The organism is Geobacter sp. AOG1 (assembly GCF_019972315.1).
Classification (GTDB): Bacteria; Desulfobacterota; Desulfuromonadia; order Geobacterales; family Geobacteraceae; genus Geomobilimonas.
Map to the genome: position 1 here is coordinate 3,541,591 of NZ_BLIZ01000001.1, position 23,393 is coordinate 3,564,983.

Below are 23,393 nucleotides of genomic sequence, written 5' to 3' on the forward strand. Positions count from 1 at the left end.
AACCGCCGGCGGGGCGTTTTCATAAGCAGGAAAGTGACCGGCATGCCGTCACACGTCGGTAAAACGATGGGCGTTTCCCGGGGAAGGGATGGCGGGTAACGCTGCCGGAACTGCTTCACCGTCCATGGTCACCTGGCTTTAAATGTCGCGCAATCGGCATGGCCCTGATGCAGTCCGACCTTGATGGTGGATGCGGAACATTCGAAGGAAGTATTGTACGAGCAGGAATCAACCTTGCACGCGCCCACGCTGCCGGTCATGTCAGCAACGCCCCCCTTTGCAGCGGCATGCAGATAGGTATCGCAGCATGCGCACGGCTCGGGGCCTCCCACCGTAATGGCAAGGGCATGGCACTGCTGCTTTTGATTATATGAACAATCCGTTACGTCACACGCGGTAATTTTCGACATCTTCATGGCCATATACGTATCTCCCATTTCTTGCCGCCACCCCTTCCCAGTTCCGATTTAACCACCATCCGGTCAATTGTCAATAGCCCGCTCAAGCGGCGCTGCGAGACTCTCAACGAACATGGTCTCAGGAAGCGTGGCAACGCATCGGGTTCCCCACTTGCATTTACACAAAAATCCTGCTAACACATCACCATATATTTTCACGTGAGGAGCAAACCCATGAAGATGGCATGGCCTTCGTTACAGATCTTTTTATTGATGCGCTGGCTGCGTTTACCGGCCCTGGCGGTGGCAGTAGTGACCCTCTTCGGCTGTGCCCGGACGATAACGGTCACCATTCCTCCCCACGTCGAGCTGGCAAACTACCCAGCCATCGGTGTGATCGAATTCGTTTCACGGCCGCCGGGACTGGGAGCAGACGCCACCAAGAAATTCATCAACAATCTCCACGCGGCGCAGTCGGGGGTCCGGATTCTGGAGCTCGGCAGCCAGCCAAGCGTACTGAAGGACGCTGGATACGACGTTCTCGACTTCAAAGCCGTCAAGGCCATCGGCGACCATTATGGCGTGGCGGCGGTGATAACCGGAACCGTCGATTTGACGGACCCCCAACCCGATGTCAAGTTTTCCACCGACCTGAAATCTCTCGCGGCCGGAGTGAAGGCCAAGGTCGACGGCCGGATGAGCGCCAGGCTCTGGGAAACCGCCAGTGGCGCCACCACCTGGAGCAACTCGTCCTGGGGGAACTGGACCGTTGGAGGGATGAGTCTTGGCAGCAACGGGAGCGTCAGTGCCGGCTATCACTACCCCCGCGAGAAGCAGGACCAGATACTCGCGGCACTGGTGAGGGCACTCAACGGCGATTTCTGGCCTACCTACGAGAAGCGGAACGTAGAAGAATAAGGCGTAAGGGTCGGGCTCAAGGAAAGGAACTGCCATGCCGGACGTTCTGGAACGGTTGAAAGCATGCGGAGAGGATGGCCGCGTGGACCGGACGCTCCTCTCCCAAGCGGTGGAAGAGATGGCCGGTCTCAGGAAGAGACGGGATGAACTTGAACTGGTCCTGCTCATGCTGGTCAGAACCGGATGGCCGTGGCAGGAGGACGGCACCCCGAACGGGATCCTGCTCAACTGCAAAGATGGCTACGCCGCGGCGATGCATGATGCGAAGGAACTGCTGGGGCTCGACCATCTCAGCATGATTACCAGGACCGAACCAAGAACCTAGAGGACGGCAGTTCGCTGGAAAGGCAGCCGGCAGGACCCACTCCGTCGACGTTGAAAATATGTCGTCGTGATAATCTCGTCGTGATATAGTATGCGAGTTCAAAATCCTGACGTCCGCCGACGACCCCAAGGAGGCATCACGTGGCAATCACACTGCTCGACATGCTGCTCAATGCAGGTCTCATAAACCGTGTGCAATTCGATGACGCGCTGAAAAACCGCGTCATCTTCGGTGGCAAGATCGGAACCAGTCTCATCGAACTGGGATACATCAGCGAAGAAGAACTGGCACGTTTTCTGAGCGACAAGCTCGCCGTGCCGTACGTATCCCCCCGACAACTCCTGACCATCCCCCAGGAGACCATTGACCTGCTCCCCCGCGACCTGGCCATCAAATATGGCGTCATCCCCCTTAAACTCGAAAAAAAGCGTCTCAGTCTGGTCATGTCGGACCCAGCCGACCTGAAGGCCATCGACGAGATCGGTTTCATTACCGGCTTCATCATCCGCCCCCTCATAACCCCCGAGGTAAGGCTCGCCCAGGCTCTCAGCAAGTATTACCAGGCGGACATGCCCCCCCGCTATCAGCACATCATTGAAATCATCGACGTGAAGAAACAGGCGGCAGCCGCAGCCCAACCGGCAAAACCGGTCGCAATCGCTCCGGAGCCACCTTCCACTGTCCCGGCGGAGCAGGGTCAGAAGCCGGCAGCGACCGCTCCGGAACCTGCGGTGCAACCGCCGCCGAAGCAAGCACCGCCTCCATCCCCTGTAACTTCCTCACCACAGGAGATGGAACAGGAAGAACAGGAAGAACAGGATGAACCGGAAGAGTACCTGGAAGATCTTGAAATCGTCGAAGAGGGCGCGTGGTCGGAACAGATTCGCCGGTTCGAGCCGGATGCGGTTTCTAAGGGGCTCGCCTACGCCGAGAGCAGCGAGGATATCGCCGATCTGCTGGTGACCGAGTTGGGGAGCAAGCTGAAGCGGGTAGCGCTCTTCCGGATCAAGAACCATACGGCGACCTTCTGGATGGGGTTTGACCGGCAGTTGACCATCACCGGACTCGACAAGCTGCATTTGCCCCTCAACGAGCCGTCCGTCCTGAAGACCGTCGCCGACAGCGCAGGCGTTTACCTCGGACCGTTGCAAGAGACACCCATCAACCACCTGCTTAATGATGCACTCGGCGGCGGCCAGCCGACAGCAGTGCTGCTCATGCCGATTCTCATCGGTGGACGGCTGGTGAACATCATCTATGCCGAAGGGGAAGACCTGAGCGCGATGGTCCCCGATCTTCAGAAACTCCTGACCAAGGCGACCCTGGCATTGGAGATACTGATATTCCGCGACAAGATTCTCATGCTCTGAACATCATTCCGCGGCCAAGTCCCTGTACAACAAGGGGGAAGGGTCTTGTCGCCTCTCCCCCTTTCCCTTTAACTCCCCCATCGCAGATTCAGTGGGTCACTTCACTACACTCTTCCCTCCCCCACGAATCCAGTTCGCCATTCTCCAGCTTTACCTGGACAGTCGCACCTTCCTGGGTACATCCGAATGTATAACCGATCTGCCCGGTCCGCAGATTTCTCACAGGAACCCGTTCGTCCCTCTGCTCGGTCAGGTAACATACTCTGTCATAATCAGTGGTTCTCATGGGTTTGACCCCCCTTTCCACATCTTCTTCGATGATTACATCATAACAGAAGCTCCTGGTTTTTGAAAACAGTTTTCCTTTTCAACAACTGGCAGTGCAGTGTTGGGGTATCGTCCGGAAGGCAACGAGCTGCCACGTTTCATGTTTTTTCTCCTTGACTCTCCACTGTTCCTCCCCTAATCTTTTTCCGTGGCATCCAGCCATAAACACTTCATTAAGGAGAACCGCATGAAAAGATTCCTTCTTGCAGCACTGGCGGTCCTGGCATTCTCCGGCGCGGCAGTCGGAGGAGGCGGACTCGACAGTTTCCTCTCCAGCCTGAATGTCCAGGCCAGGGCCGACCTCTCCGGCTTCTCCGGCAGGCTGAGTGCCCAGTTCGGCATCCCCGGTGCCCAGGTAAGCGCCGTTATCGGCTCAGTGAAAGACCCTGCCGATGCCTTCATGGTCTACCAGCTCGGACAGATGGCAAACGTCCCCCCCGAGAGAGTCATGCAGGTCTATCAATCCAAAAAAGGGAAAGGGTGGGGAGTAATCGCTCAAAGCCTGGGGATAAAACCGGGGTCCCCCGAGTTCCATGCCCTCAAGCGGGGTGATTTCGTCCTCAATGGCCAGCCGGGCAATCAGCCGGACCAAGGTAATGGCCGTGGGAAAGGGAAGGGAAAAGGACACAACAAGTAGCCCCTTTCAACAGATCTACATTTACAAGGGGGGACAGGTTACATGTTGTGGGTAGCCTGCCCCCTTGTTTCATTATCTTGGGAAATTGCTCTCAGCAAGACAGGTGGACGTCATGGCCCGAAAAATTTTCATTGCCGCAACCGGCCAGAATATCGGTAAAACAACGACAAGTCTGTTCCTGCTGCACCTGGCCCGAAAAAAATACCGTCGGGTCGGCTTTATCAAGCCCCTCGGCCCAAAGCCAACCGTCATGAACCAGGTCGAAGTCGACAAGGATGCAGCCCTCATGGCCCAGGTGTTCGGGCTGGAAAAGGACCTGCCCCTCATGTCGCCGGTGGTCCTTCACGCCGACTCCACCAGAAAAGCCATCGATGGCGAACTGCCTGTCAGATACCTGCAACAACAGATCATGGATGCCTGCTCCGAGCTGGAAGAAAAGTGCGACTTTCTCATCATCGAGGGATCGGGGCATGTGGGGGTCGGTTCGGTCATCGGGATGTCCAACGCGCGTATAGCCCGGATGCTCGATGCACCGGTACTGATGGTGACCGGCGGCGGCATCGGCAATGTGGTGGATGCCGTCCATGCGAACCTGGCCCTCTTCGAAAGGGAAGGGGTTGAGGTACGGGCCATCCTGGCCAACAAGCTGATACCCGAAAAACGCGACCGAACCATCGACTACCTGCGCCGGGCATTTGCCGGAGAACCGTTTAAAGTCCTCGCGGGTTTCGATTATCAGCCCGTTCTGGCCAACCCGACACTCCACCGCGTTTCCGTGCTCCTCGATCTCCCCCTTAATGGCAACATGCGCGATGCCCGGCGTATCATCAACCACGTCCAGATCGGTGCCGCATCCACCCAGAGGGTCGCGGAGCTTCTGAAGGACTCGTCACTCCTCATCGTCACCAGCAGCCGTGACGAACTGCTGGTGACCCTGGCCAACCTCTACCATATCCCCGAATACCGCGAAAAAATCGTGGGGCTGGTCATCCCGGGAATCATTCCCGTCGGCAAAATCACCCAGCAGATTCTCGACCGGAGCAATATCCCCTACCTGCGCACCCAAAGCCATACCACCGCCGAACTGCACCGGCTCATCACCGAGGATGTCTCCAAGCTGACCGCCGAGGATACGGAAAAAATCTCCCTTGTGCAAAACCTGGCCGACATGGCATTCGACTTCGACACCCTGGACGCCCTCTTCGACCCAACATAAGAACGTTATACAGACAAGCCTCTGTCCTTCAGGACTTCACCACCAAGGAGGATCACCATGCAACGTTCACTTTTCATCAGCTTCTTTTCCTTGCTTCTGATGGTCACCGGCTGCCAGGCGGGTTTCCTGGACGACCTGTCCAAGGGGCTCGGTCTTCCTTCCCTACAGCAGACCGGTCTTGATGACGCAACGATCGTCAAGGGACTCAAGGAGGCACTTTCCACCGGCACCGACCGGGCAGTCAAGGCGGTGGCACAACCCGACGGATATTTCGGCAACCAGGCGATCAAGATTCTCATGCCGGAAAAAATCCGCAACGTCGCCGACCTGCTCGGCAAGATGGGATTTCAGCACCAGGTGGACGAAGTCGTTCTGGGGATGAACCGGGCAGCGGAAAAAGCCGCCCCCATGGCGACGGAATACTTTGTCGGCGCTCTCAGGGAGATGACCTTTACCGATGCGCGGACCATTCTCCAGGGAGGAAATACGGCGGCAACCGACTATTTCAAGAGTAAAACCGGCGCAAAAATCCAGGCCGCCTTCAAACCGGTCATCGCCGACAGCATGAACCAGGTCGGTGCCACCCGCGCCTACAAGGGGATGATGACCAATTACGGGGCGCTCCCCTTCGTGACCGGCACATCGTTCGACATAGACAGCTACGTGGCGACCAAAGCGGTGGACGGGCTCTTCACCATGCTGGGGGAAGAAGAGAAAAAGATCCGGACGGACCCCGCTGCCAGAGCAACCGAACTACTGAGGAAGGTGTTCGGGAAATAACCGCAACAGTACCAGATTAGTCGACGATAAGCTCACTGGTCCTTGGTGAGACTTTTCCAGCCTGCCAGACACCAGAAGGAGTGACACTGTTTCGTCCCGATGCATAAAAAAAGGGGAGTGGCCACCTTGGCTCTCCCCTTCTTTTTTCTTCTGTTTTCGACCGTGCGTCAGTTGCCCCGTCGCGACCGGTTGACGTGGGTCCGGGATGGCGCTCCCGGCTGCTGTCCCCCCCGGCCAGGCGCATGGGATTTGCCACCATCCGTTTTAGGAGAAGTCCCGCCGCGAGGGCCGTTTTTCTTGTCCCCCTGCGGTTTGCGGCCCGGCATCGGCTGTCGCGGCGGACGGGCGAACTCGGCATCCTTGCGGGGGGCGGGAACCTTGTAATCGAAACCTTCCACCGTCCGGCGCTCGATAGAAGCATTCAGCTTCCGTTCGATGGTACGCACCATCACGCCGTCTTCACTGGTCACCAGGGTAAATGCGTCGCCGCTTTTGGCAGCACGTCCGGTCCGGCCGATGCGGTGGACATAGGCCTCTGCGGTATCGGGTATGTCGTAGTTGATGACATGGGAAACCTGGGAAACGTCGATTCCCCGTGCGGCAATATCAGTGGCAACGAGGACCTGGAAGGTGCCGTCGCGGAACCCGTCGAGCGCTGCCTGACGCCGGTTCTGGGACAGGTTCCCCTGGAGCGAGGCAGCCTTGTAACCGGCCTTCTCCAGTTGCTCCCCCAGGCGCTTGGCACGGTGCTTGGTCCGGGTGAAGATGAGTACCGATTCGGTATCGGTATGATGGAGAAGCTCCAGGAGCAGGGGGGTCTTGAGGTGCTGTTCTACCGGGTAGAGGGCATGACTGACGGTGACCGGGGGAGCGGTGTTCCCCACCTGGACGGTGACCGGGTCGTTCAAGACCTCGTGGGCAAGCTTGCGTATCTCATCGGGCATGGTGGCAGAGAAAAGGAGGGTCTGCCGCTTTGGGGGAAGCTGCTTGAGGATGCGCCGGATGTCGGGGAAAAACCCCATGTCGAACATCTGGTCTGCCTCGTCCAGGACCAGCACTTCCAGCCGGGAGAGGTCGATGGTCCCCTGGCCGATGTGATCCAGGAGCCTTCCGGGACAGGCGACGACCACCTCGACCCCCCGTTTCAGCTTGTCAATCTGGGGATTGATGTTGACACCGCCGTAGACGGTGACGCTCCGGATGCGGGTCTGCTTCCCCAGGGCGATGATGGACTCATGTATCTGCTCCGCCAGTTCGCGGGTGGGGGCGATGACGAGGGCGCGGACATGGCCGCGGTCCCCTTGCATGAGACGATGCAGGATCGGGAGTGCGAAGGCAGCGGTCTTTCCGGTGCCGGTCTGGGCGAGTCCCATGACGTCGCGCCCTTCCATGACGGATGGGATCGCCTGGGTCTGGATCGGTGTAGGCTCCACGTAGCCCGCCGCCGTAACGCCGGCTGTCACGTGGGGATGGAGGTTGAATTTCTTGAAGTGCATCTGGTTTCCTTCTTTCTGTGTTCCGCAAGAAAAAAGCCCCGGAGATATTCCGGGGCTTACGATGATTTCGTTGTTTATCCGGGAACCGCTTGTAGTAGTAATGACCCTAGCAGTTTTGGGGAACCCCTGTCAAGGAGAATAACGTCAGTATGGTGCCAGTATGGGGGGATAGATGCATACCCCTTGACCTCCGCGGCCGAACCGGTTACTCTTTCCCCCATCCCACCAATTCCTTCAGGGAGAGGCACTCCATGTGGCGGCACCTTACCGACGCGGTACGTGAGCAGCAAGCTCTCTTCGACAGTGAAGTCGCGTCGTGGATCGACAGATACACGCGGCAGGGAGGAAAGCTATTCTGCGGCAAGGGGTGCAGTAACTGCTGCACCCTGGCGGTCAACTGCACCTTTCCCGAAGCCCTTCGTATCTCCGCATCCCTCTCCGCACTCCAGTCCGCCAAGGTTCGGGAACACACGGACCGCCTCTTGACAAACGTTCGTGAGATTGCCGACCTGAAGTCCTATCTCAGGATGCATCGGCAGAGGATCGGCTACTGCCCGTTCCTCGACGATGATTGCAGCTGCGGCATCTACCAGGAGCGACCCTTCTCCTGCCGGGCCCTCCTTTCCACCAGGGAAAGCCGCTGGTGCGGTCTCGATTTCGCCGAACTGTCGTCGGAGGAAAAGCGTGCCTTTGTCGAGAGTCTCGACCGGAACGTCACCTCCTTCCCCCTGCACTACGTTGCCGCGACCCAGGATCGGGGCCGGGCACTGGAAACCGAAACCGCCGAAAATATGGCCAGTCGGTTCGGATTTTCCCTCTACGGCAACCTCCCCTTTCTCGTCCACCTGGAACGGGAACATCACCTGAGCAGGATCATACCCCAAGGGATTGGGACAACCACAAGCTTTCTCGACCAGAACGGCCTCCTCAACCCCTTCCTCGTAACAGTCGACAGGAAGTGACCCGTCTGGTCGGGTCTGAATCGTACGGAGGCTGACATGCTCTGGCGTGAACGCTCGAAAACAAGACTTCACGGCGCCCTTCTCGACCGGCCGGCCGACAATCCCGACCGCTGTAGGGGATGCGACGGCGCCTGCTGTCGCTCCTTTCCCGCAGTAGAGCTTACCTGGCAAGAGTACGAGCGGCTGCTCGCCCTCGGCGCAAACCGTCTCCACTTCTCCCTCACCGGACACCACAAGCTGATCATCGAAAACGGCTGCGAGTTCCTCGTCCAGGGGAGATGCACCATCTACGAGGATCGCCCGGACATCTGCCGTCGCTTCATCTGCTCAGAAGAATAATTCTGGGTTTGACTAAGCATTCTCACCGCTTCCCCCTTGACCCGACGTGAAGAAAGGGGTATCTTCCACTCGTGAATCCTGTTTCAGCAAGCCTTACCAATGAATCTAACCATGCCTGACGCAGAAGGAGCATATCCCCATGCCCATCAAGAAATCAAAGATATTCCTCTGGTGCCTCATCGTCTTGCTACTGGTAATCGGCGCAGGTGCCGGCTATACCTGGCTGACGCTTGCCTGGAGCTTTTCCAGTGGAGAAAGAGCGGGGTACATCCAGAAGTTCTCACACAAGGGGTGGCTCTGCAAGACGTGGGAAGGGGAACTGGCCATGGTTCCCGTACCGGGATCAATCCCCGAGAAATTCATATTCAGCGTCCGCAGCGATGCGGTTGCCGAACAGATCAACCGTTCCATGGGAAAACGGGTGGTTCTCCATTACGAACAGCACAAAGGGGTCCCGACACGATGCTTTGGCGAAACTGAGTACTACATTACCGGCATCGTGGTGCCTGAGTGACGACTGCGGCCCGCGGCTTCGGACTAACGAAAAACCCCCGTCTTTTCAGGCGGGGGTTTTTTAATGCCATTTTCCGGTCATTTGCCGGTTAATAGATTGCGTAATTGTCCGGGTCCGAAAAGATCTCCCTGAGCAGCAGGTTATTGAGGTAATGCCCCGTCTTGTGCGCCTCCACCCGTCCGAGCATCCGGTAGCCACACGTGTAGAAATCGCCGATCATGTCGAGAATTTTGTGGTTCACGAGTTCTTTTTTGTAGCGGAGTCCCTGGGGATTGACGATGGAATCCTCACCGATCGCCACGGCATTATCCAGTGACGCCCCTTTGGCAAGCCCAGCCTTCTGGATCGCCTCCAGCTCCTCAAGGAAGCCGAAGGTGCGAGAATTGATGATGGAGATGGCATTCTCCACGTCCATGACCCGCTTTTTCTGCCGCCCCACCGGTGGCCGGAACTCGATGGTCATGGTAATGTCAAAGGTGTTGAGGGGTTTCACCCTGACATAGGCATCGTTGTTCCTGACCTCTACGGGACGCAGCACCTTCAAATAGACACCCGTCTCGGGAAACTCGTACACCCCCGCCCGCCAGAGTTCGTGGTAGAACTCCCAGGCAGAGCCATCCATGATCGGCACCTCGGGGCCGTCGATATAGACCAGGCAATTGGTGATGCCTGAGAAGTAGAACGCCGCCATCAGATGCTCTATGGTTGCAACTGACGCGCCGTTTTCGGCGATCTGGGTAGAGAGGCGGGTATCGGCCACCATGTCGTACCGGGCAGGGATGAGGCGGCCGTTATGGACGAAGGCGATGCCGGGCTCCCTGCGGGGGAGGAACTCCAAGGTCACTTCCCGACCGGTATGGAGACCGATGCCGGCTAGCTTGAAGATACGGTTAATGGTAGTCTGTCGCTTTATCATAATTGTCTATGGTGTCCTTTGATCAGAAGCCTTTTACACTTGTCCTCGAGGCCTCTATGGCCCCGCGGTTAATGGGTTTCAGCCTGCCAGATACTTCTCCCGCAGGGCAACCTTGTTGATCTTGCCGACACTGGTCTTGTCGATGGTCTCGACGAATCGGACGCGAAGCAGCACTACCTGCTTGGATATCAACCCCTTGTCGGCGTACCCCCGCATATGCTGCTGGATATCTTTTTCCGTGGCCGATGCCGTCACACCGGCTTTTGGGACCACCAGCGCCAGGGGGCGCTCACCCCACTTCTCGTCTTGTTGGCCGATAACCGCAACCTCGCCGACCGCCGGATGATGGAGGAGAATGTCCTCCAGTTCCAGGGAGGAGAGCCACTCGCCGGCGACCTTGATGACATCCTTGGTCCGGTCGGTAATCTTGACATACCCATGGGGATCAATGGTGGCGACATCGTTCGTATGGAGATAGCCTCCCTCCCAAAGTTTCTCCGAATTCTTGTGATCCTTCAGATATCCCAGGGTCAGCCAGGGGGCACGGACCACGATCTCTCCAGTGCTTCTGCCGTCGCGGGAAACGTCCTCCATCCCGTCGCTTACCACCCTCAGGTCCACCAACGGCAGGGGGAGCCCGGTCTTGCAGCGGATGTCGGCCTGCATCTCCGGCGACTCGTCCAGCATGTCGGGCTTCAGGTGGGCCAGGGTAAGAATCGGGCAGGTCTCGGACATGCCATACCCGGTAAACAGGTCGATCCCCAGTTGCATGGCTTCGAGACAGAGCGCCTTAGTCATGACCGCACCCCCAATGATCACTTTCCAGCGGGAAAGATCGATCGTGCGGCTCAGGGGAGACTTGAGGAGCATATGGAGAATGGTCGGCACGCAGTGGGAAAAAGTGACCTTCTCCCGGTCGATGAGCCCCAGCAGATGATCGGGCATGTACCGCCCGGGGTAGACCTGCTTGAGTCCCATGATTGTCGCTATGTAGGGAAGCCCCCACGCATGCACATGGAACATCGGGGTGATCGGCATATACACGTCGTCCCGGTGAAGGCGCCCCTGCACCGCCGGCGTACTCAAGGCGGCAAGAACTCCCAGGGTATGGAGCACAAGCTGGCGATGACTGAAATAAACACCTTTAGGAAAGCCGGTTGTACCCGTGGTGTAGAAGGTGGTGGCGCGGGTGTTCTCGTCGAAATCGGGGAAGAGGTAGTCGGTCGAGGCGGCAGCCAGGAGCGACTCGTATTCGCCGGAAAAGGTGACATGGCTGTCGGGCACAGGACCATCGTCGTGGAGTAGCACGAAATGCTTTACCGCATCGATTCGCCCCCTGATCTGGTCGAGGATGGGGAGGAACTCGCTGTTGATGAGCAGGATGTCGTCCTCGGCATGATCGATGGTGTAGAGTATCTGCTCAGGCGAAAGCCGGACGTTGATGGTGTGCAGGACGGCGCCGATCATCGGTACGGCAAAGAAGCATTCCAGGTAACGGTGACTGTCCCAGTCCATCACCGCCACCGTATCCCCCGCTTTCACACCGAGAGCGGTGAGGGCGCTTGCCAGCCGACGAACCCTTTCGCCAAACTCCCGGTAGGAAAAACGGCGGTCCCCCCGGTAGACGATCTCCTGATCGGGCGCACTTACCAATGGCGCATGAAGAAGGTTCTTGATGAGAAGCGGATAGCTATACGCCGAATCGGTGCTCGGAATAAGGTTGTCCGTCATGAATGCTGGTTCCTTTTTGAATTAAGTCGAATGACCCGTTGAAGGCCGTTTGTAAGCCGTACAATACCCCGAATCGGTGAATTTGAGAACAAAAAATTCTCCGATTCCCTCGACCATCGATAACGTCATATCCTTCGACAATCTCCTCGCAGCAAAAAAATAATGCTGACAAATTGCATTGATCGATTATAATATAGAGGTTCAACAACGTCCGAAAAAGCGCCGGCAAGGAGGGATGTGCCATGTTAATTCGGGTAATTCGAGCCGACAGTCGCCACGACATGGTCAAGGAGTACCAGCTGGATGACCTGATCGATAGGGGCGAGGTCGTGAAATTTCAGCGTTCCAGCGGCTGGGTGACCGTCGGGGTCGACCCGGTTCGCGTGCGGCGCCAGGCGACATACCGCGAACAGGACCGTCGCCGGCATTTAGAAAGAGGGGCGGCCTGAGGTCTGTACGGTCGCTCATACCGGTACATCCATCGGCATGTTCCCGCCGGAATCACGACATCGACTGATTCCGTTGCGGTCAGACTTGTTCTTCATCGCCTGCCCGCTCATGCACAAGAAACGGCCCCATTCCATAAGGATCGGGGCCGTTGTTGTGTCACCCTCTCCCGATGTTCAACTGCCGGACGGCTGCTCAGTATTGCAGTACTTGCAAACAGTATCCCGCCATTTGAGAAATTCCCGGCAATTGGGACACTGACGGAACTTACCCGGCACCTCCCGCAGCGGCTTGTGGAAATAGATGACCAGGAGGAATACCGGGAAGAGGGCGCACAGCAGGCACCAGCCGATCACGTTCCGGGCCCGGTTGGCGGCAAGCCACCCCCCGACGGCACCGGGCACCATCATAATAAGCAGCACCACGAATTCAGGCTTCACATAGCCGGACATAGCTTTCCCTCCTTATATCCATAAAGCATGACCCTCTCCTTGCTATCCCTAAAACTCCGCATGGCGCGGTGTCCGGGGGAACGGCACTACATCCCGGATGTTCTCCATCCCTGTCAGGTACATGATGAGTCGCTCGAAGCCGAGACCGAAGCCGGCATGGGGACAGGAACCCCAGCGGCGGGAATCCAGGTACCACCAGAGGCCGGCAGGGTCGATTCCCGCTTCGGCCATCCTCGCTTCAAGGAGGTCGAGACGCTCTTCCCGCTGGCTCCCGCCAATGATCTCCCCTACCTTGGGGACCAGCAGGTCCATGGCTGCCACGGTCCGCCCGTCGTCGTTCTGCCGCATGTAGAACGCCTTGATCTCTTTAGGGTAATTGATGACAAAGACCGGCGCTCCCACCACCTGCTCGGTGAGGTAGCGCTCGTGCTCCGACTGGAGATCGAGTCCCCATTCCACCGGAAATTCGAAGCTGACCTTCGCCTTTTTCAGGTGGCCGATGGCCTCGGTATACTCCATTATGGCAAACGGGGAAGCCGCAACCGCCTCGATGCGGGGGACGAGTCCCCGGTCGATCTGCTCGTTGAAAAAGGCCATATCCTCCTGGCAATGATCGAGCACGAAGCGACAGAGGTACCGGAAAAATTCCTCCGCCAGGGCGGCGTCGGCCATCAGGTCGGCAAAAGCCATCTCCGGCTCGATCATCCAGAATTCGGCGGCGTGACGGGCAGTGTTGGAATTTTCCGCCCGGAAGGTGGGACCGAAGGTATAGATATCACCGAATGCGAGGGAAAACAGCTCCCCTTCCAACTGGCCGCTCACCGTGAGCCCCGTCGCCTGGCCAAAGAAATCGGCGGCGTAGTCCACGTCGCCGTTCACCAGCGGCGGGCGTGCCATGTCGAGGGTGGTAACCCGAAACAGTTCCCCCGCCCCTTCACAGTCGTTCCCCGTGATGATCGGCGTATGGACGTAGAGAAATCCCTTCTCGGCAAAGAAGCGGTGCACCGCCTGGGCAAGCATGGAACGGACCCGGAACACGGCGCCGAAGGTATTGGTGCGGGGACGGAGGTGGGCAACCGTCCGCAGGTACTCGAAGCTGTGACGCTTCTTCTGCATCGGGTAGCTCTCGTCAGCCGGGCCGACGATCTCCACGCATCGTGCCTGCAACTCCAACCGCTGGCCAGCGGCCGGCGACTCCACGAGCAGTCCGGTCACCACCAAAGCGCTGCCGGTGCCGAGCCGGGCCACTTCAGCGTAGTTGGGAAGATCAGGCCCTGCCACCACCTGCAGGCTGGCCATGCACGAGCCGTCGTTGAGCGCGATGAAGGCCACATCCTTCCCCACCCGCACAGTCCGCGCCCACCCCTTGATGACCGCTTCCACTCCCGCTTCGCTGGCAGAAAGTATCTCCCGGATTCTTACTCGTTTCTCCATCCGACTCTTCCCCCTGACTGGCATCTGGCAGTAATTTTAGCACAGCAGGCGCCCGGCGCCAAAGCATAGTTGGGGAGTTGATTTTATTTTGACCTCCCCTCCCCCATGGGGTATAGTTTTGTCGTGTTTCTGCCAAGACTCTGCACATACGCGCTCTTCCTTGTCCTGACCTTGCTGACGCCGGCACTGGCCGGTAATTCCGCCGGCAACTTCGGGGGTGTCGGCATCGACGGCGCCCCGTGGACAGATGGCCAGATCGTGGTCAGACAGCTCGTCACCGGTGGACCGGCCCATCTGGCAGGGATCAAGATCGGCGACATCATTACCCATATCGATGGGAAACCGACCAAGGGGAGCAATTTCTCGCAGATGGTGAATTACCGCCTGCGAGGCCAGGCCGGCACCAAGGTGGCCCTCCGGGTCCGCCGGCCGGGGATGTCCAAACCGCTTGCATTTGAGCTCATCCGGCGCCAACTGGTACTCCCCAAAGGGGGAAAAACCTCGCAGGTTTCCCCGTAACCCCTTGCCATAAGGAGGCACATATGTTCGGAGTGATCCGTCTCACCGCCATCGTCACCCTTTGTATTCTTACCCTTGCCGGGTTCGCCGCTGCGGCGGCTGAGGCGCCCCAGAGCCCCCTCAAGGCCGTCACCCCCCAGGCCACAAGCTACCCTAAGGTCGTCCTCTACTCCACCTCGTGGTGCCCCCACTGCAAGAAGGCCAAGGAATACTTCACCAGGAACAACATCCCCTTCATCAACCGGGACGTGGAATTGGACGACTCCGCGATGGAGGACCTGACGGGGAAGTACCGAAGCCAGGGGGTGCCGGTCATCGTCATCGGCAATGACGACAAGGTGCTGAAAGGATTCGATCAGGGGATTTTTGAGAAGGCGATCAACGAGGTGCAGCAGAAGAAAAAAAATTGATTATCCGGCTTGTGACACGGAAATCAAAAAGGGAGCCTATACGGGCTCCCTTTTTTCGTCTCTTTACCTTTGCAAAGCCCGGCACTACGCCCCGCCGCTTTTGGTAATGAGCATCACCCCTATGCAGACGAGGACCGTTCCTGCCCAGCGGGTGGGTGAAACCACCTCTCCGAGAAAATACTGGGATAGGAAGGCAACGAGGACATAGTTCAAAGCCTGCATGGGAAGCGCGACCGTCAGGTCTTCCCAGGAAAGAACCGCAAGCCAGAGAAAAAAGAAGATGGCCAGCATGGCCGTGCCGACCATCAGTTTCGGGGTGGTGAGGGCCTGAATGGCCGCGTTCAGTATACCCCGCAGGTTCATGGCCGAGATATCCCCCATCTCCTTCATCCCCTTGGCCAGCAGGAGGTCGCCGACGGTTCCGGCGGTTACTGCCATGAGCATAACCACAACTGTTTTAAGCATATGCTTTCTCTTCCCCCCGATAGTTTCTGAGTTTTATTCCCAAGTTCCGGAGCTTTTCCTTCACCCGCGGGCTCGTCAGCGCCGCCAGTTCCGCCTCGTGCTGATAGTCCGGCATCCACCGGGCAAGCTCCCCATCGGGATGGCAACCGGGGTGAAAATAGATTTCCGTCATCCCTTCCCTCAGCCGGTCGAGGGCGCACAGCAGATATTCCTCCGTCATCCGCCCGGAATTGAGAAGCCCTTTTACCTCGCCGGCATAGCGGATTCCCATCCGGTCCAACACCGGCCGGCAGGCGGCGGCCAGGCGGCTGAAGATGAAGGCATCTGCGGCCTTCCCCACCATACGGCGCCGGTCGATCTCCAATTCCACGCCAAGCCGCTCCAGGGAGAGGCGGAAGGTGGTGATGCCGTATTGGGGCATGAGTTCCGCCAGAATGGCGAAGACGGTGGGATGCATGTGGATGTTCAGGTGGCCGTCAACGTGGGAGAGGGGAATTCCCGTGGCAACAAACCGCTCCAGCTGTCCCTCGATCTCCCGGACGAGTTGCTTGCGGAGGGCTTTGACGAAGAATAGCCTCATGCCCACATGGACCGGATCGTTGCCGAAATTCCCGTCCCGGTGGGCCAGGGCAGGGAAACCCCGGTGCTCAGTCACGGCCCGTCCCTGGAGGAGGGTGAGGTGGAGCCCCACCTGGAGGCCGGGATTGGCCCTGGCCAGTTCCACCGCCTCGTCGAAACCTCGGCCTCCGACCATCAGGGAGGCGGAAGTGAGAATCCCCTCCTGCCAAGCCCGGATGATCGCCCGGTTGGCCCCTGCAGATAGGCCGAAATCATCGGCATTGACAATCAGTTCTTTCATTTCGCAGGCTGGGCGGTCTTCCGTTTTTTCATGTACTCGAAATACTGCTTCCCTTCTTTGAGCAGCTTGCGCCGTACGTCAGCGTCCACGATCATCTTGCCGATGCTCCGGGCGATATACTTGGGCCGGAAGTAGAACTTGCTGTAGAACCGCTCCACCGCGTCGAAAATCTCCTGGTTGGAAAGATGGGGGTAGTTGATGACGCACATCTGGTGCCCGGTGTCATCGATGTAGTTCTCCGAGGCAATCCACCCCTCGCGCTTGCACTGCTCCCAAAACTCGGTGCCCGGGTAAGGAGAAGCCAGGGAAACCTGGATCGACTCGAGATCGAGCCGCTTGGCGTACTCGATGGTCTCTTTGATGGTCTCCCGGGTCTCGCCGGGAAGCCCCATGATGAAGGCGCCATGGATGGTGATGCCAAGCTTCTTGCAGTCTTTGACGAACTGGATCGCCTGTTCCTTCGAGACCCCCTTCTTGATGTTCTTCAGGATCTGCTCGTTGCCGCTCTCGAAACCGACGATGACGTGGTGGAGGCCGGCGTCACGCATGATCTTGAGGGTTTCGAAGTCGCAGTTGGCCCGGGCATTGATGACCCAGGAGACATTGAGGGGTTTGATCAGTTCGGCCACGGCCCGGGCGTGCTTGCGATCGGCGGAAAAGGTATCGTCATCAAAGGAAATGTCCTTCACATGGGGGAGGTTCTCCTTGATCCACTTCACCTCTTCATAGACATTCTGGGGGGAACGGGTGCGCATCCGCTGGCCGGAGTAGGTCTGGGGCCAGAGACAGAAGGTGCACTTGGCCGGGCAGCCGCGGCTGGTGTAGATGGCCACGTAGGGGCTCTTGAAGTGGGGAATGATGTACTCTTCAATCGGCAGGTCCCGCTTGTAGACCTGGGAGACGAAGGGGAGTGCGTCCAGATCGGTCAGGATCGGCCGGTCCTCGGTGTGCAGGGCCTTGCAGTCGCGCATGAAGCTGATCCCCTGGATCCGTTCCCACTCCCGCCCTTCGCAAAGTTCGACAATGGCGTAGTCGAATTCGCCGCGGCAGACGATGTCCACGGCCCCAGCGGTGAAGCGCAACGTCTCCTCCGGCTGGATGGTGACGTGGGGGCCGGTGAAGACAACCACGGTCCCCGGCTTCTGGGCCTTGATTGCGCGAGCCGTGGTCGTATCGATGGACAGGGTCGGGGTGGAGGTGTACATCACCACCACGTCGTAATCCTTGGCAATGGCCAGGCAACCGGCCAGGTCCAGGCGCTGCACCGGGGCATCGACCACCCGGGAGCCTTCTATCATGCCGGCCGGGTAGCAGAGCCAGGTAGGGTACCAAAAGGAGGTGACCTCGCGGGATGCCTGGTAACGGGCACCGGCGCCGCCATCAAAATCTTCGAAGGTGGGGGGGTTGAGGAATAGGGGTTTCATCAAAAGCTCCTGTAACTGCTCATCTTTTTTCAAAAAAAGCAAACTTGTAAGATAGACGGGGGGATGGATTTTGTCAAGGTTAAAGACCGACACCGCCGTTTTTCGGTTGCCTGGCAACAGCCTGTCTGCTAGATTTCGAGTGTCGTGCGACTAATTTCACCGGGAGAGAGTATGCCAACTACCATCGGTCTCATTGCCGCCATGCCGGAAGAGATCAAGCCGCTCCTCGCCCGCGTTGGAATGTATGCACGGGAAACGGCCGGCGATTTCACCCTTTACCGGTTTCGTGCAGGCAGCCGCGATGCGTGCCTGGTGGAGTCGGGTCTCGGCCCGGAGAAGGCAGCCCGTGCAACGGCCACACTGATCGCCACCGTCGCACCCGACTTCGTCATCAACTTCGGACTGGCCGGCGCGGTCACCCCCGGCCTCGGGATCGGCGACGTGGTCATAGCCCAGCGACTTTTGTTTGCCCGGGAACGGCTCTTCTCGGAACAACAGGGGTTATCTCCGGAATTGGCGGGAACAGCCATCGGCCTGCTGCAGAGTAAACTGGCGGGAACATCCTTCCAGGTCTGCCGTGGAACCTGTGTCACGGCCGGGACCATCCTGGCGAAACGGGATACGGCCCGGCTTCTGCCGGCCGGTGTGGTCAATCCGGTGCTGGAGATGGAGACGGCCGCCGTGGCAAAGATAGCCGCACGGGAGGGAATACCGCTGCTGGCCGTGCGGGCCATAAGCGACGACGCGGCTGAAGAACTGGAATTCAACATTACCGACTTCACCGACCGTAACATGAACATCAGGGTGCACCGGGTGCTCTGGTCGTTGACACGCCGCCCCTGGCTGATCCCTCAGCTCGTGCGGCTGGCACGGAATTCGAAACAGGCGGGAGAAACCCTGGCGCGCGTGGTGGAGGTTCTCCTGGCTGAGCTCTGAATCTATCCTCTACGACTAGTCGATGGTGACCAGGGGTAATCGCGCAGGTGTTCGGCCAGCTCGTCCTTGCTGTAACGGTTTGCCCGGCGGACAATCAGCACGAGAACGATGACGGTCGGGAGGGTGTAGATGAACACCCCCGTCAGGAAATGGAGCCGTTCCCCGATCAGCCAGGCAACGGTCAGATTGAAGATGACCACCGACAGGTAGAGGACGGGACCGAGAAGCGCCTTGCCAGGCACGTGTCGCACCCCGCGCGGTGGAACATCGCCCGACAGGCGCCGTTGGGTGGCGGAGTCGAGACGTTGCAGAGTGAAAATCATCACTGCGCTCACGAGCCACCATCCGAGGTAGTTGGAAAGGGGAACGCCGAAATGGAGTCCCGGTTCCCGGTAGCCGTAAATCTGGCCGAGGAACCAGCGAGAGCCTTGCAGGGAGACCGGATCGATGATGATGTCGAGAAAGGCCTGATAGAGGGAGCCGAGGAGGAGCGCGGCAAAGGAGCGGCGTATGGCGCGGGTCTCCAGCGTGGTGACGTCCCATTTCCGGACTTTGACGGGAGACAGTGTCCAGAGCGCTGTTGCATAGCTGCAGTAGCAGAGGAACACGTAGGAGAGAGAGTCGAAGAACGGAACGCCGGCGATCCAGAGTTCGCGGTCTTTTGTGGCATCCAGGTAGTAATACCAGCCGTAAGGAAAGCCGGTAGTTATGGAACTGACCTCCGATGCAAACGAAACCAGATAGCCGCAGACCGTGAAGAGAAGCGTCGTCCGCCACCCCAGGTGCAGCACCGCCGCAACGAGGTAGACCATCAAAAAGGCGAACACGTAGGGCCGCATGGTAAACGTGCCGACGGCAATCTGCAGGAAATCATCCATTGAGTGCTCCGGAAAAACAATGGCGCGAAATTTCGCGCCATGTGTGATTGTTCTTCAGCTATAGTTGCCGCCGGACATGCCAGCTAGAAAAGAGTGCCGATGATGGAACCGAGGACCGATATGGGGCCGCTGTCTCCAAGCCCTTCAGCCGCCTTCTCCACCTTCTTCATGGCGGCGGTAGTATCCCGGTAGAGACCGTCCTCGTTCACCAGCTTGCCGAGCGTCCCTTGCCCTTCGTTGATCTTCCGGGAAATCTCGCTGATGTTCTTCGAGGCATCCCGCAACTCGGTATAGAGCGTTCCGTCGTTCACCAGCCTGCCGATGGTCCCCTCTCCCTTGTTGATTTTCGAGGCGATATCCTTTACATCCTTCATGCTGTCCCGGATATCGGTCATTGCCACCTTGGCATCGTTGTAAAAGGCATCGTCATTCACCAGCTTGCCGACGCTCCCCTCCCCGCGACTGATCTTGCCGGTGATATCCTTGAGATTGGTGGTCACCTCGTTGGTGTTGTTGTAGAGGGCCTTGTCGTTCAGGAGGAGCGCAAGGGAGCCATCACCCCGGTCGAACTTGGCGGTTATGCTGTTGATGTTGGCGACGGAGTCCCGCAGGTTGGCACGGTTGTCATCGAGTATGCCGGATATCTTGTGCATGACATCATTCTGATTCTTGTTCAACTCCTCGATGAACTTTTTGGCATCCTTGGTCAGGTCGCTCACATTGTCCACAATAACGTCGATGTTGGCAACGTCCTTCCCCTTTACCGTCCCCCCCGGCTCCAGAAGCGGGGCGTTGGGGGAACCGAAGGTGATGCCGAGGAATTGACCCCCGAGGAGGTTGGTGAGGCGCAGCCCCGCGACCGAATCGGTCCGGATCTTGGTTCCGGGCGTTACATCGAAATCGATCTGAATCTTGTCGTCCAGAATGGTAATGGTGGAGATCTTCCCCACGTCCACGCCGGACAGCCGGACCGGGTCACCCACCTTGAGGCCGGTTATGCTTGTCAGATAGGTCCGGTACGAAACTTTCTTTTCAAAGGGATTCCACTTTTCGCCTACCTCAAGCAAGGCGCCAAGGACAATCAATCCGACAACAAAGAATATACCAACCTTTTTTTCAACGGTTAGAGCCATCTTCAATCCCTCCTGCAATCCTGGACCGCCTATTCACAAGGGAAAGCGGCAAGTTTGGCTTACATTAAAATCCTCGTCAGCAGATAATCCGCTACAAGAATGAGCATGAATGACCAGACCACCGACCGTGTGGTGGAAAGACCGATCCCCCGTGCCCCCCCGGACGTCTTGAATCCGACATAGCAGCATACCTGGGCGATGATGCCACCAAACGCCACCGACTTTATCAGGCCGTTTCCCACTTCCCGGATCTTCAGGGCATCCGTCAGGCTGTCATAATACGTGGTGTAGGAAACGAAGATCTTAGGGTGCAGGTTGCTGATGATCGCGCCGCCGATAATCCCGATGGCATCGGAGTAGATGACCAGTGCCGGAACGCAGATGAGGCTGGCAATGAGGCGAGGCATGATCAGGTACCGTACCGGGTTGATGTCCAGGGTCTTCAGGGCATCAATCTCCTCGTAGACCCGCATGACCCCCAGCTCGGCCGCCATGGCGGAACCGGCCCGCCCTGCCACGAGGAAACTGGTCATGACCGGTCCGAGCTCCCGCACCATGGAATGACCGACAATTGCGCCGATGATGTTCTGCCCGCCGTACTTGTTAAGTTCCACACCGGTCTGCAATGCGAGGACCATCCCGACGAAGAACGCCATCACCGAAGCAACCGGCACGGTTTCATAACCGATGATCGCTATCTGGGTAAAGATGCTCTGGAGATTGCGCGGCGCCTCCCGGAAAAAATAGAGGGTCTGGCTGAACATGATCAGCAGGTCGCCGACGATGTCACAGAAATTGAGTATTTTTTTCCCTATCCGCTCAAGCATTACGGTGTACTCCCTGCCCCGGCCGGCAACGTTGCCGGAGATTGTGCAGCAGTAACCTCACCCCAGTCGATACCGAACGGAAGCCAGAAAAGGGTCAGCCGTTTCGTCCCAGCCTGGTTACGGTATCCGATGAGCCCTTTCAGGAACCGGAAATCGGTAAATTGACTCTCTTTACGGTAGGCAAGAAGCGGGAACAACTCGTAGGCCAGGTCCTTGCCCCGTGCCTCGTGCCAGTAGAGATTCCAGAGAAGCGATGCCGCCGAGTCTCCCTGCTCATTCCACCTCTGCTGGTAGATGCGCCAGAAAGGGGCCCAGTTCTTCTCTATCCCCTCCTTGTCAAGGATCGGCTCCACGGGCGCGGGGAAGGAAAATCCCATCACTCCCCGGGGGTCCCTCGTGTAGACAAAGAGAGGCCAGAATGCCATCTTGCGCCGCGACATGCCGTCCACCGGCCACGATTCGCGATTGTCGCTGTAAAGCCAGTAGAGCAACCGATCCCGGTCTTGCCTGAACAGGGGAGAATCCAGTCGTTCCGTGCGGTACAGGGGCCACATATACCAGGTTTTTTCCGTTTCCTTCTTCACCGTCCTGGCATAGAAGGGAAGCCAGCTGTCTTCCGTCCTTTCCGGACTCCGGACAGTATACCAGAAAGGCCAGAAATAGTCCCATTCCTCCAGTTTCCCCTTACTCTGCTCCTCGTACACATCGAGGAATGCGAAAGAGGAAACTGCCGGCTCTTCCCGGGCCTCCCCGTTCCCCCGGTCCACCGTGTGCCCGAAAAAGGGCCAGAGGTAATAACGCGAGGTCCGCTGGGGCGAATCGAGAGATGAGTAGAACGGGAAGATATAGCGCCGCTCCTTGGGATTATTCGTGTTGAGGTCCCTGGACTCACTCAGGAAGAACGGCCAGAGGAGGAAACGCTTCCGGTAGACCCCGTCCTTGGCGGCCTGGCCATAGAGGGGCCAGAACTGGAAACCACTCTCTTTATCCCCTTCTATCGTGTTAAAAAACGGATAGAGGTAATTGCGGGACGTGGTTCCCCTGTTGACGGTCCTGCTATAGAGGGGAAACAGGACGAAATGGATCTCGTCCCGCCAGAGACGCTCGTATATGTCACCGTAGAGGGGAAACACCGACGTATAGGGACCGTACTTGTTCGATCTCCCCTGCAAGTAGAAGGGGAAGAACTGGCTGTTGTGCTCTTCTCCTTCTTCTCCCTTGCGGTAGACGTTTTTCTGGAGAAGCTGCATCACCTGGAACGTCGTCGCCCGAGGGGAGGAATCAGTCGAGGCAAGGGGATAGAGATAGGAAGTCTGGGCGGTCTGCTCACGACGGTCCTCGGTCCGGTACAACAAGGGACGCGCGGCCAGCGTGCTGTCGTCACCATGACGCTCGAACTTTAACAGCGGTCCCAGCAGGGACAGATTGCGGTACTGCTCGTGGGGGCTTTCCCGATAATCCACGAGGGGCCAAAGGGTGAATATCGTCCCCTCCCCGGGCGCCCCTCCCTCTTCCGCCGCCAGGAGAGGAGAGACGAATCCGCAACAGGCCATGCAACAGGCTATGACAAAGGTTCTAACGCTTCCCATAGGTCCTTACTCATTAATATATAAGCACTAAATACTATTCTACACACTGCACCACGTCAACAAAAAAACATCCCGATCTTCCCTGCCCTGG

Annotated in this window: 27 protein-coding genes; 13 read left to right on the top strand and 14 right to left on the bottom strand. The window is 58.1% G+C overall.

All coding sequences use genetic code 11. The features are described from left to right. Window positions 1–128 precede the first annotated feature (128 nt). On the bottom strand, window positions 129–410 hold the full coding sequence (locus LDN04_RS16210; RefSeq protein WP_223913053.1) for a DUF1540 domain-containing protein: 282 nt from the start codon (window positions 408–410) through the stop codon (window positions 129–131). 222 nt (window positions 411–632) lie between these two features. Between LDN04_RS16210 and LDN04_RS16215 the strand changes: the two genes are divergently transcribed. The 3 genes from LDN04_RS16215 to LDN04_RS16225 all read left to right on the top strand — a co-directional run bounded on the left by LDN04_RS16215 (window position 633) and on the right by LDN04_RS16225 (window position 3,011). After that, window positions 633–1,316: a hypothetical protein gene (locus tag LDN04_RS16215; protein WP_223913056.1), complete on the top strand. Its 684-nt coding sequence runs from the start codon at window positions 633–635 to the stop codon at window positions 1,314–1,316. Between the two features lie 34 nt (window positions 1,317–1,350). Then, window positions 1,351–1,641, top strand: a complete 291-nt coding sequence (locus LDN04_RS16220) for a hypothetical protein (RefSeq protein WP_223913059.1) — start codon at window positions 1,351–1,353, stop codon at window positions 1,639–1,641. 140 nt (window positions 1,642–1,781) lie between these two features. Next, complete coding sequence (locus LDN04_RS16225; protein ID WP_223913062.1) at window positions 1,782–3,011, top strand: general secretion pathway protein GspE; 1,230 nt, start codon at window positions 1,782–1,784, stop codon at window positions 3,009–3,011. An 88-nt stretch (window positions 3,012–3,099) separates the two neighbouring features. Here LDN04_RS16225 and LDN04_RS16230 read toward each other — a convergent pair whose 3' ends face one another. Then, a complete protein-coding gene (locus LDN04_RS16230) occupies window positions 3,100–3,297 on the bottom strand; it encodes a hypothetical protein (protein WP_223913065.1) in 198 nt (65 codons plus the stop codon). 228 nt (window positions 3,298–3,525) lie between these two features. On the opposite strand from LDN04_RS16230, the gene LDN04_RS16235 reads away from it, so the two are divergent. From LDN04_RS16235 to LDN04_RS16245, 3 genes are all read left to right on the top strand, one after another. Next, window positions 3,526–3,975: a hypothetical protein gene (locus LDN04_RS16235; protein ID WP_223913068.1), complete on the top strand. Its 450-nt coding sequence runs from the start codon at window positions 3,526–3,528 to the stop codon at window positions 3,973–3,975. Between the two features lie 112 nt (window positions 3,976–4,087). Further along, window positions 4,088–5,191, top strand: a complete 1,104-nt coding sequence (locus tag LDN04_RS16240) for a phosphotransacetylase family protein (RefSeq protein ID WP_223913071.1) — start codon at window positions 4,088–4,090, stop codon at window positions 5,189–5,191. A gap of 57 nt (window positions 5,192–5,248) precedes the next feature. Beyond that, window positions 5,249–5,971, top strand: coding sequence for a DUF4197 domain-containing protein (locus LDN04_RS16245; RefSeq protein ID WP_223913074.1), 723 nt, complete (start codon window positions 5,249–5,251; stop codon window positions 5,969–5,971). 167 nt (window positions 5,972–6,138) lie between these two features. Here the strand turns inward: LDN04_RS16245 and LDN04_RS16250 are convergent, their stop codons facing one another. Beyond that, on the bottom strand, window positions 6,139–7,467 hold the full coding sequence (locus LDN04_RS16250) for a DEAD/DEAH box helicase (protein ID WP_223913078.1): 1,329 nt from the start codon (window positions 7,465–7,467) through the stop codon (window positions 6,139–6,141). A gap of 251 nt (window positions 7,468–7,718) precedes the next feature. Here LDN04_RS16250 and LDN04_RS16255 point away from each other — a divergent pair, with 251 nt between their 5' ends. From LDN04_RS16255 to LDN04_RS16265, 3 genes are all read left to right on the top strand, one after another. Next, on the top strand, window positions 7,719–8,429 hold the full coding sequence (locus LDN04_RS16255) for a YkgJ family cysteine cluster protein (protein ID WP_223913081.1): 711 nt from the start codon (window positions 7,719–7,721) through the stop codon (window positions 8,427–8,429). A gap of 36 nt (window positions 8,430–8,465) precedes the next feature. Then, window positions 8,466–8,768 (top strand): YkgJ family cysteine cluster protein, encoded by a 303-nt coding sequence (locus LDN04_RS16260; protein WP_223913084.1) that lies wholly within the window; start codon window positions 8,466–8,468, stop codon window positions 8,766–8,768. A 139-nt stretch (window positions 8,769–8,907) separates the two neighbouring features. Continuing rightward, entirely contained in the window at window positions 8,908–9,282 is a 375-nt protein-coding gene (locus LDN04_RS16265; RefSeq protein WP_223913086.1) for a hypothetical protein, read from the top strand. An 88-nt stretch (window positions 9,283–9,370) separates the two neighbouring features. On the opposite strand, the gene lpxC is transcribed toward LDN04_RS16265, so the two are convergent. Then, window positions 9,371–10,198: a UDP-3-O-acyl-N-acetylglucosamine deacetylase gene (gene lpxC / locus LDN04_RS16270; RefSeq protein ID WP_223913089.1), complete on the bottom strand. Its 828-nt coding sequence runs from the start codon at window positions 10,196–10,198 to the stop codon at window positions 9,371–9,373. 78 nt (window positions 10,199–10,276) lie between these two features. Continuing rightward, window positions 10,277–11,929 (bottom strand): fatty acid--CoA ligase, encoded by a 1,653-nt coding sequence (locus LDN04_RS16275; RefSeq protein WP_223913091.1) that lies wholly within the window; start codon window positions 11,927–11,929, stop codon window positions 10,277–10,279. A gap of 242 nt (window positions 11,930–12,171) precedes the next feature. On the opposite strand from LDN04_RS16275, the gene LDN04_RS16280 reads away from it, so the two are divergent. Beyond that, window positions 12,172–12,378: a GSU3473 family protein gene (locus LDN04_RS16280; protein ID WP_223913094.1), complete on the top strand. Its 207-nt coding sequence runs from the start codon at window positions 12,172–12,174 to the stop codon at window positions 12,376–12,378. A 174-nt stretch (window positions 12,379–12,552) separates the two neighbouring features. Here LDN04_RS16280 and LDN04_RS16285 read toward each other — a convergent pair whose 3' ends face one another. Then, window positions 12,553–12,828, bottom strand: a complete 276-nt coding sequence (locus tag LDN04_RS16285; protein ID WP_223913097.1) for a hypothetical protein — start codon at window positions 12,826–12,828, stop codon at window positions 12,553–12,555. A gap of 48 nt (window positions 12,829–12,876) precedes the next feature. Beyond that, window positions 12,877–14,262 carry an asparagine--tRNA ligase gene (gene asnS / locus LDN04_RS16290; RefSeq protein WP_223913099.1) on the bottom strand — a complete coding sequence of 462 codons (1,386 nt, stop codon included), beginning with the start codon at window positions 14,260–14,262 and terminating at the stop codon, window positions 12,877–12,879. 123 nt (window positions 14,263–14,385) lie between these two features. On the opposite strand from asnS, the gene LDN04_RS16295 reads away from it, so the two are divergent. Then, window positions 14,386–14,781 (top strand): S41 family peptidase, encoded by a 396-nt coding sequence (locus tag LDN04_RS16295; RefSeq protein ID WP_223913102.1) that lies wholly within the window; start codon window positions 14,386–14,388, stop codon window positions 14,779–14,781. 23 nt (window positions 14,782–14,804) lie between these two features. Further along, window positions 14,805–15,191: a glutaredoxin domain-containing protein gene (locus LDN04_RS16300; protein WP_223913104.1), complete on the top strand. Its 387-nt coding sequence runs from the start codon at window positions 14,805–14,807 to the stop codon at window positions 15,189–15,191. A gap of 84 nt (window positions 15,192–15,275) precedes the next feature. On the opposite strand, the gene LDN04_RS16305 is transcribed toward LDN04_RS16300, so the two are convergent. Genes LDN04_RS16305 through hpnJ form a run of 3 tightly spaced genes read right to left on the bottom strand, consistent with a single transcriptional unit; the run spans window position 15,276 to window position 17,939 of the window. Next, window positions 15,276–15,656 (bottom strand): EamA family transporter, encoded by a 381-nt coding sequence (locus LDN04_RS16305; protein WP_223913106.1) that lies wholly within the window; start codon window positions 15,654–15,656, stop codon window positions 15,276–15,278. Next, window positions 15,649–16,515, bottom strand: coding sequence for a hopanoid biosynthesis-associated protein HpnK (gene hpnK / locus LDN04_RS16310; protein ID WP_223913109.1), 867 nt, complete (start codon window positions 16,513–16,515; stop codon window positions 15,649–15,651). The genes LDN04_RS16305 and hpnK overlap by 8 nt, the downstream gene beginning before the upstream one ends. After that, window positions 16,512–17,939 carry a hopanoid biosynthesis associated radical SAM protein HpnJ gene (gene hpnJ, locus LDN04_RS16315; RefSeq protein ID WP_223913112.1) on the bottom strand — a complete coding sequence of 476 codons (1,428 nt, stop codon included), beginning with the start codon at window positions 17,937–17,939 and terminating at the stop codon, window positions 16,512–16,514. Before hpnJ ends, hpnK begins: the two co-directional genes overlap by 4 nt. Before the next feature lie 171 nt (window positions 17,940–18,110). On the opposite strand from hpnJ, the gene LDN04_RS16320 reads away from it, so the two are divergent. Beyond that, entirely contained in the window at window positions 18,111–18,875 is a 765-nt protein-coding gene (locus LDN04_RS16320; RefSeq protein WP_223913115.1) for a hypothetical protein, read from the top strand. 2 nt (window positions 18,876–18,877) lie between these two features. Here the strand turns inward: LDN04_RS16320 and LDN04_RS16325 are convergent, their stop codons facing one another. From LDN04_RS16325 to LDN04_RS16340, 4 genes are all read right to left on the bottom strand, one after another. Beyond that, window positions 18,878–19,753 (bottom strand): carotenoid biosynthesis protein, encoded by an 876-nt coding sequence (locus LDN04_RS16325; protein WP_223913117.1) that lies wholly within the window; start codon window positions 19,751–19,753, stop codon window positions 18,878–18,880. Between the two features lie 83 nt (window positions 19,754–19,836). Then, the gene (locus LDN04_RS16330) at window positions 19,837–20,886 is read right to left on the bottom strand and encodes an MlaD family protein (protein ID WP_223913120.1); all 1,050 of its coding nucleotides are present in this window, start codon (window positions 20,884–20,886) and stop codon (window positions 19,837–19,839) included. Window positions 20,887–20,945: 59 nt separating this feature from the next. Next, window positions 20,946–21,713 (bottom strand): ABC transporter permease, encoded by a 768-nt coding sequence (locus LDN04_RS16335; RefSeq protein WP_223913123.1) that lies wholly within the window; start codon window positions 21,711–21,713, stop codon window positions 20,946–20,948. Then, the gene (locus LDN04_RS16340) at window positions 21,713–23,302 is read right to left on the bottom strand and encodes a hypothetical protein (protein ID WP_223913126.1); all 1,590 of its coding nucleotides are present in this window, start codon (window positions 23,300–23,302) and stop codon (window positions 21,713–21,715) included. The genes LDN04_RS16335 and LDN04_RS16340 overlap by 1 nt, the downstream gene beginning before the upstream one ends. Between the last annotated feature and the right edge of the window lie 91 nt (window positions 23,303–23,393).

Excerpts from the sequence above, each read along its gene's own strand:
- LDN04_RS16210 (WP_223913053.1), bottom strand. The coding sequence starts at position 410 with ATGTCGAAAATTACCGCGTGTGACGTAACGGATTGTTCATATAATCAA.
- LDN04_RS16215 (WP_223913056.1), top strand. The coding sequence starts at position 633 with ATGAAGATGGCATGGCCTTCGTTACAGATCTTTTTATTGATGCGCTGG.
- LDN04_RS16220 (WP_223913059.1), top strand. The coding sequence starts at position 1,351 with ATGCCGGACGTTCTGGAACGGTTGAAAGCATGCGGAGAGGATGGCCGC.
- LDN04_RS16230 (WP_223913065.1), bottom strand. The coding sequence starts at position 3,297 with ATGAGAACCACTGATTATGACAGAGTATGTTACCTGACCGAGCAGAGG.
- LDN04_RS16235 (WP_223913068.1), top strand. The coding sequence starts at position 3,526 with ATGAAAAGATTCCTTCTTGCAGCACTGGCGGTCCTGGCATTCTCCGGC.
- LDN04_RS16240 (WP_223913071.1), top strand. The coding sequence starts at position 4,088 with ATGGCCCGAAAAATTTTCATTGCCGCAACCGGCCAGAATATCGGTAAA.
- LDN04_RS16245 (WP_223913074.1), top strand. The coding sequence starts at position 5,249 with ATGCAACGTTCACTTTTCATCAGCTTCTTTTCCTTGCTTCTGATGGTC.
- LDN04_RS16250 (WP_223913078.1), bottom strand. The coding sequence starts at position 7,467 with ATGCACTTCAAGAAATTCAACCTCCATCCCCACGTGACAGCCGGCGTT.
- LDN04_RS16255 (WP_223913081.1), top strand. The coding sequence starts at position 7,719 with ATGTGGCGGCACCTTACCGACGCGGTACGTGAGCAGCAAGCTCTCTTC.
- LDN04_RS16260 (WP_223913084.1), top strand. The coding sequence starts at position 8,466 with ATGCTCTGGCGTGAACGCTCGAAAACAAGACTTCACGGCGCCCTTCTC.
- LDN04_RS16265 (WP_223913086.1), top strand. The coding sequence starts at position 8,908 with ATGCCCATCAAGAAATCAAAGATATTCCTCTGGTGCCTCATCGTCTTG.
- lpxC (WP_223913089.1), bottom strand. The coding sequence starts at position 10,198 with ATGATAAAGCGACAGACTACCATTAACCGTATCTTCAAGCTAGCCGGC.
- LDN04_RS16275 (WP_223913091.1), bottom strand. The coding sequence starts at position 11,929 with ATGACGGACAACCTTATTCCGAGCACCGATTCGGCGTATAGCTATCCG.
- LDN04_RS16280 (WP_223913094.1), top strand. The coding sequence starts at position 12,172 with ATGTTAATTCGGGTAATTCGAGCCGACAGTCGCCACGACATGGTCAAG.
- LDN04_RS16285 (WP_223913097.1), bottom strand. The coding sequence starts at position 12,828 with ATGTCCGGCTATGTGAAGCCTGAATTCGTGGTGCTGCTTATTATGATG.
- asnS (WP_223913099.1), bottom strand. The coding sequence starts at position 14,262 with ATGGAGAAACGAGTAAGAATCCGGGAGATACTTTCTGCCAGCGAAGCG.
- LDN04_RS16300 (WP_223913104.1), top strand. The coding sequence starts at position 14,805 with ATGTTCGGAGTGATCCGTCTCACCGCCATCGTCACCCTTTGTATTCTT.
- LDN04_RS16305 (WP_223913106.1), bottom strand. The coding sequence starts at position 15,656 with ATGCTTAAAACAGTTGTGGTTATGCTCATGGCAGTAACCGCCGGAACC.
- hpnK (WP_223913109.1), bottom strand. The coding sequence starts at position 16,515 with ATGAAAGAACTGATTGTCAATGCCGATGATTTCGGCCTATCTGCAGGG.
- hpnJ (WP_223913112.1), bottom strand. The coding sequence starts at position 17,939 with ATGAAACCCCTATTCCTCAACCCCCCCACCTTCGAAGATTTTGATGGC.
- LDN04_RS16320 (WP_223913115.1), top strand. The coding sequence starts at position 18,111 with ATGCCAACTACCATCGGTCTCATTGCCGCCATGCCGGAAGAGATCAAG.
- LDN04_RS16325 (WP_223913117.1), bottom strand. The coding sequence starts at position 19,753 with ATGGATGATTTCCTGCAGATTGCCGTCGGCACGTTTACCATGCGGCCC.
- LDN04_RS16330 (WP_223913120.1), bottom strand. The coding sequence starts at position 20,886 with ATGGCTCTAACCGTTGAAAAAAAGGTTGGTATATTCTTTGTTGTCGGA.
- LDN04_RS16335 (WP_223913123.1), bottom strand. The coding sequence starts at position 21,713 with ATGCTTGAGCGGATAGGGAAAAAAATACTCAATTTCTGTGACATCGTC.
- LDN04_RS16340 (WP_223913126.1), bottom strand. The coding sequence starts at position 23,302 with ATGGGAAGCGTTAGAACCTTTGTCATAGCCTGTTGCATGGCCTGTTGC.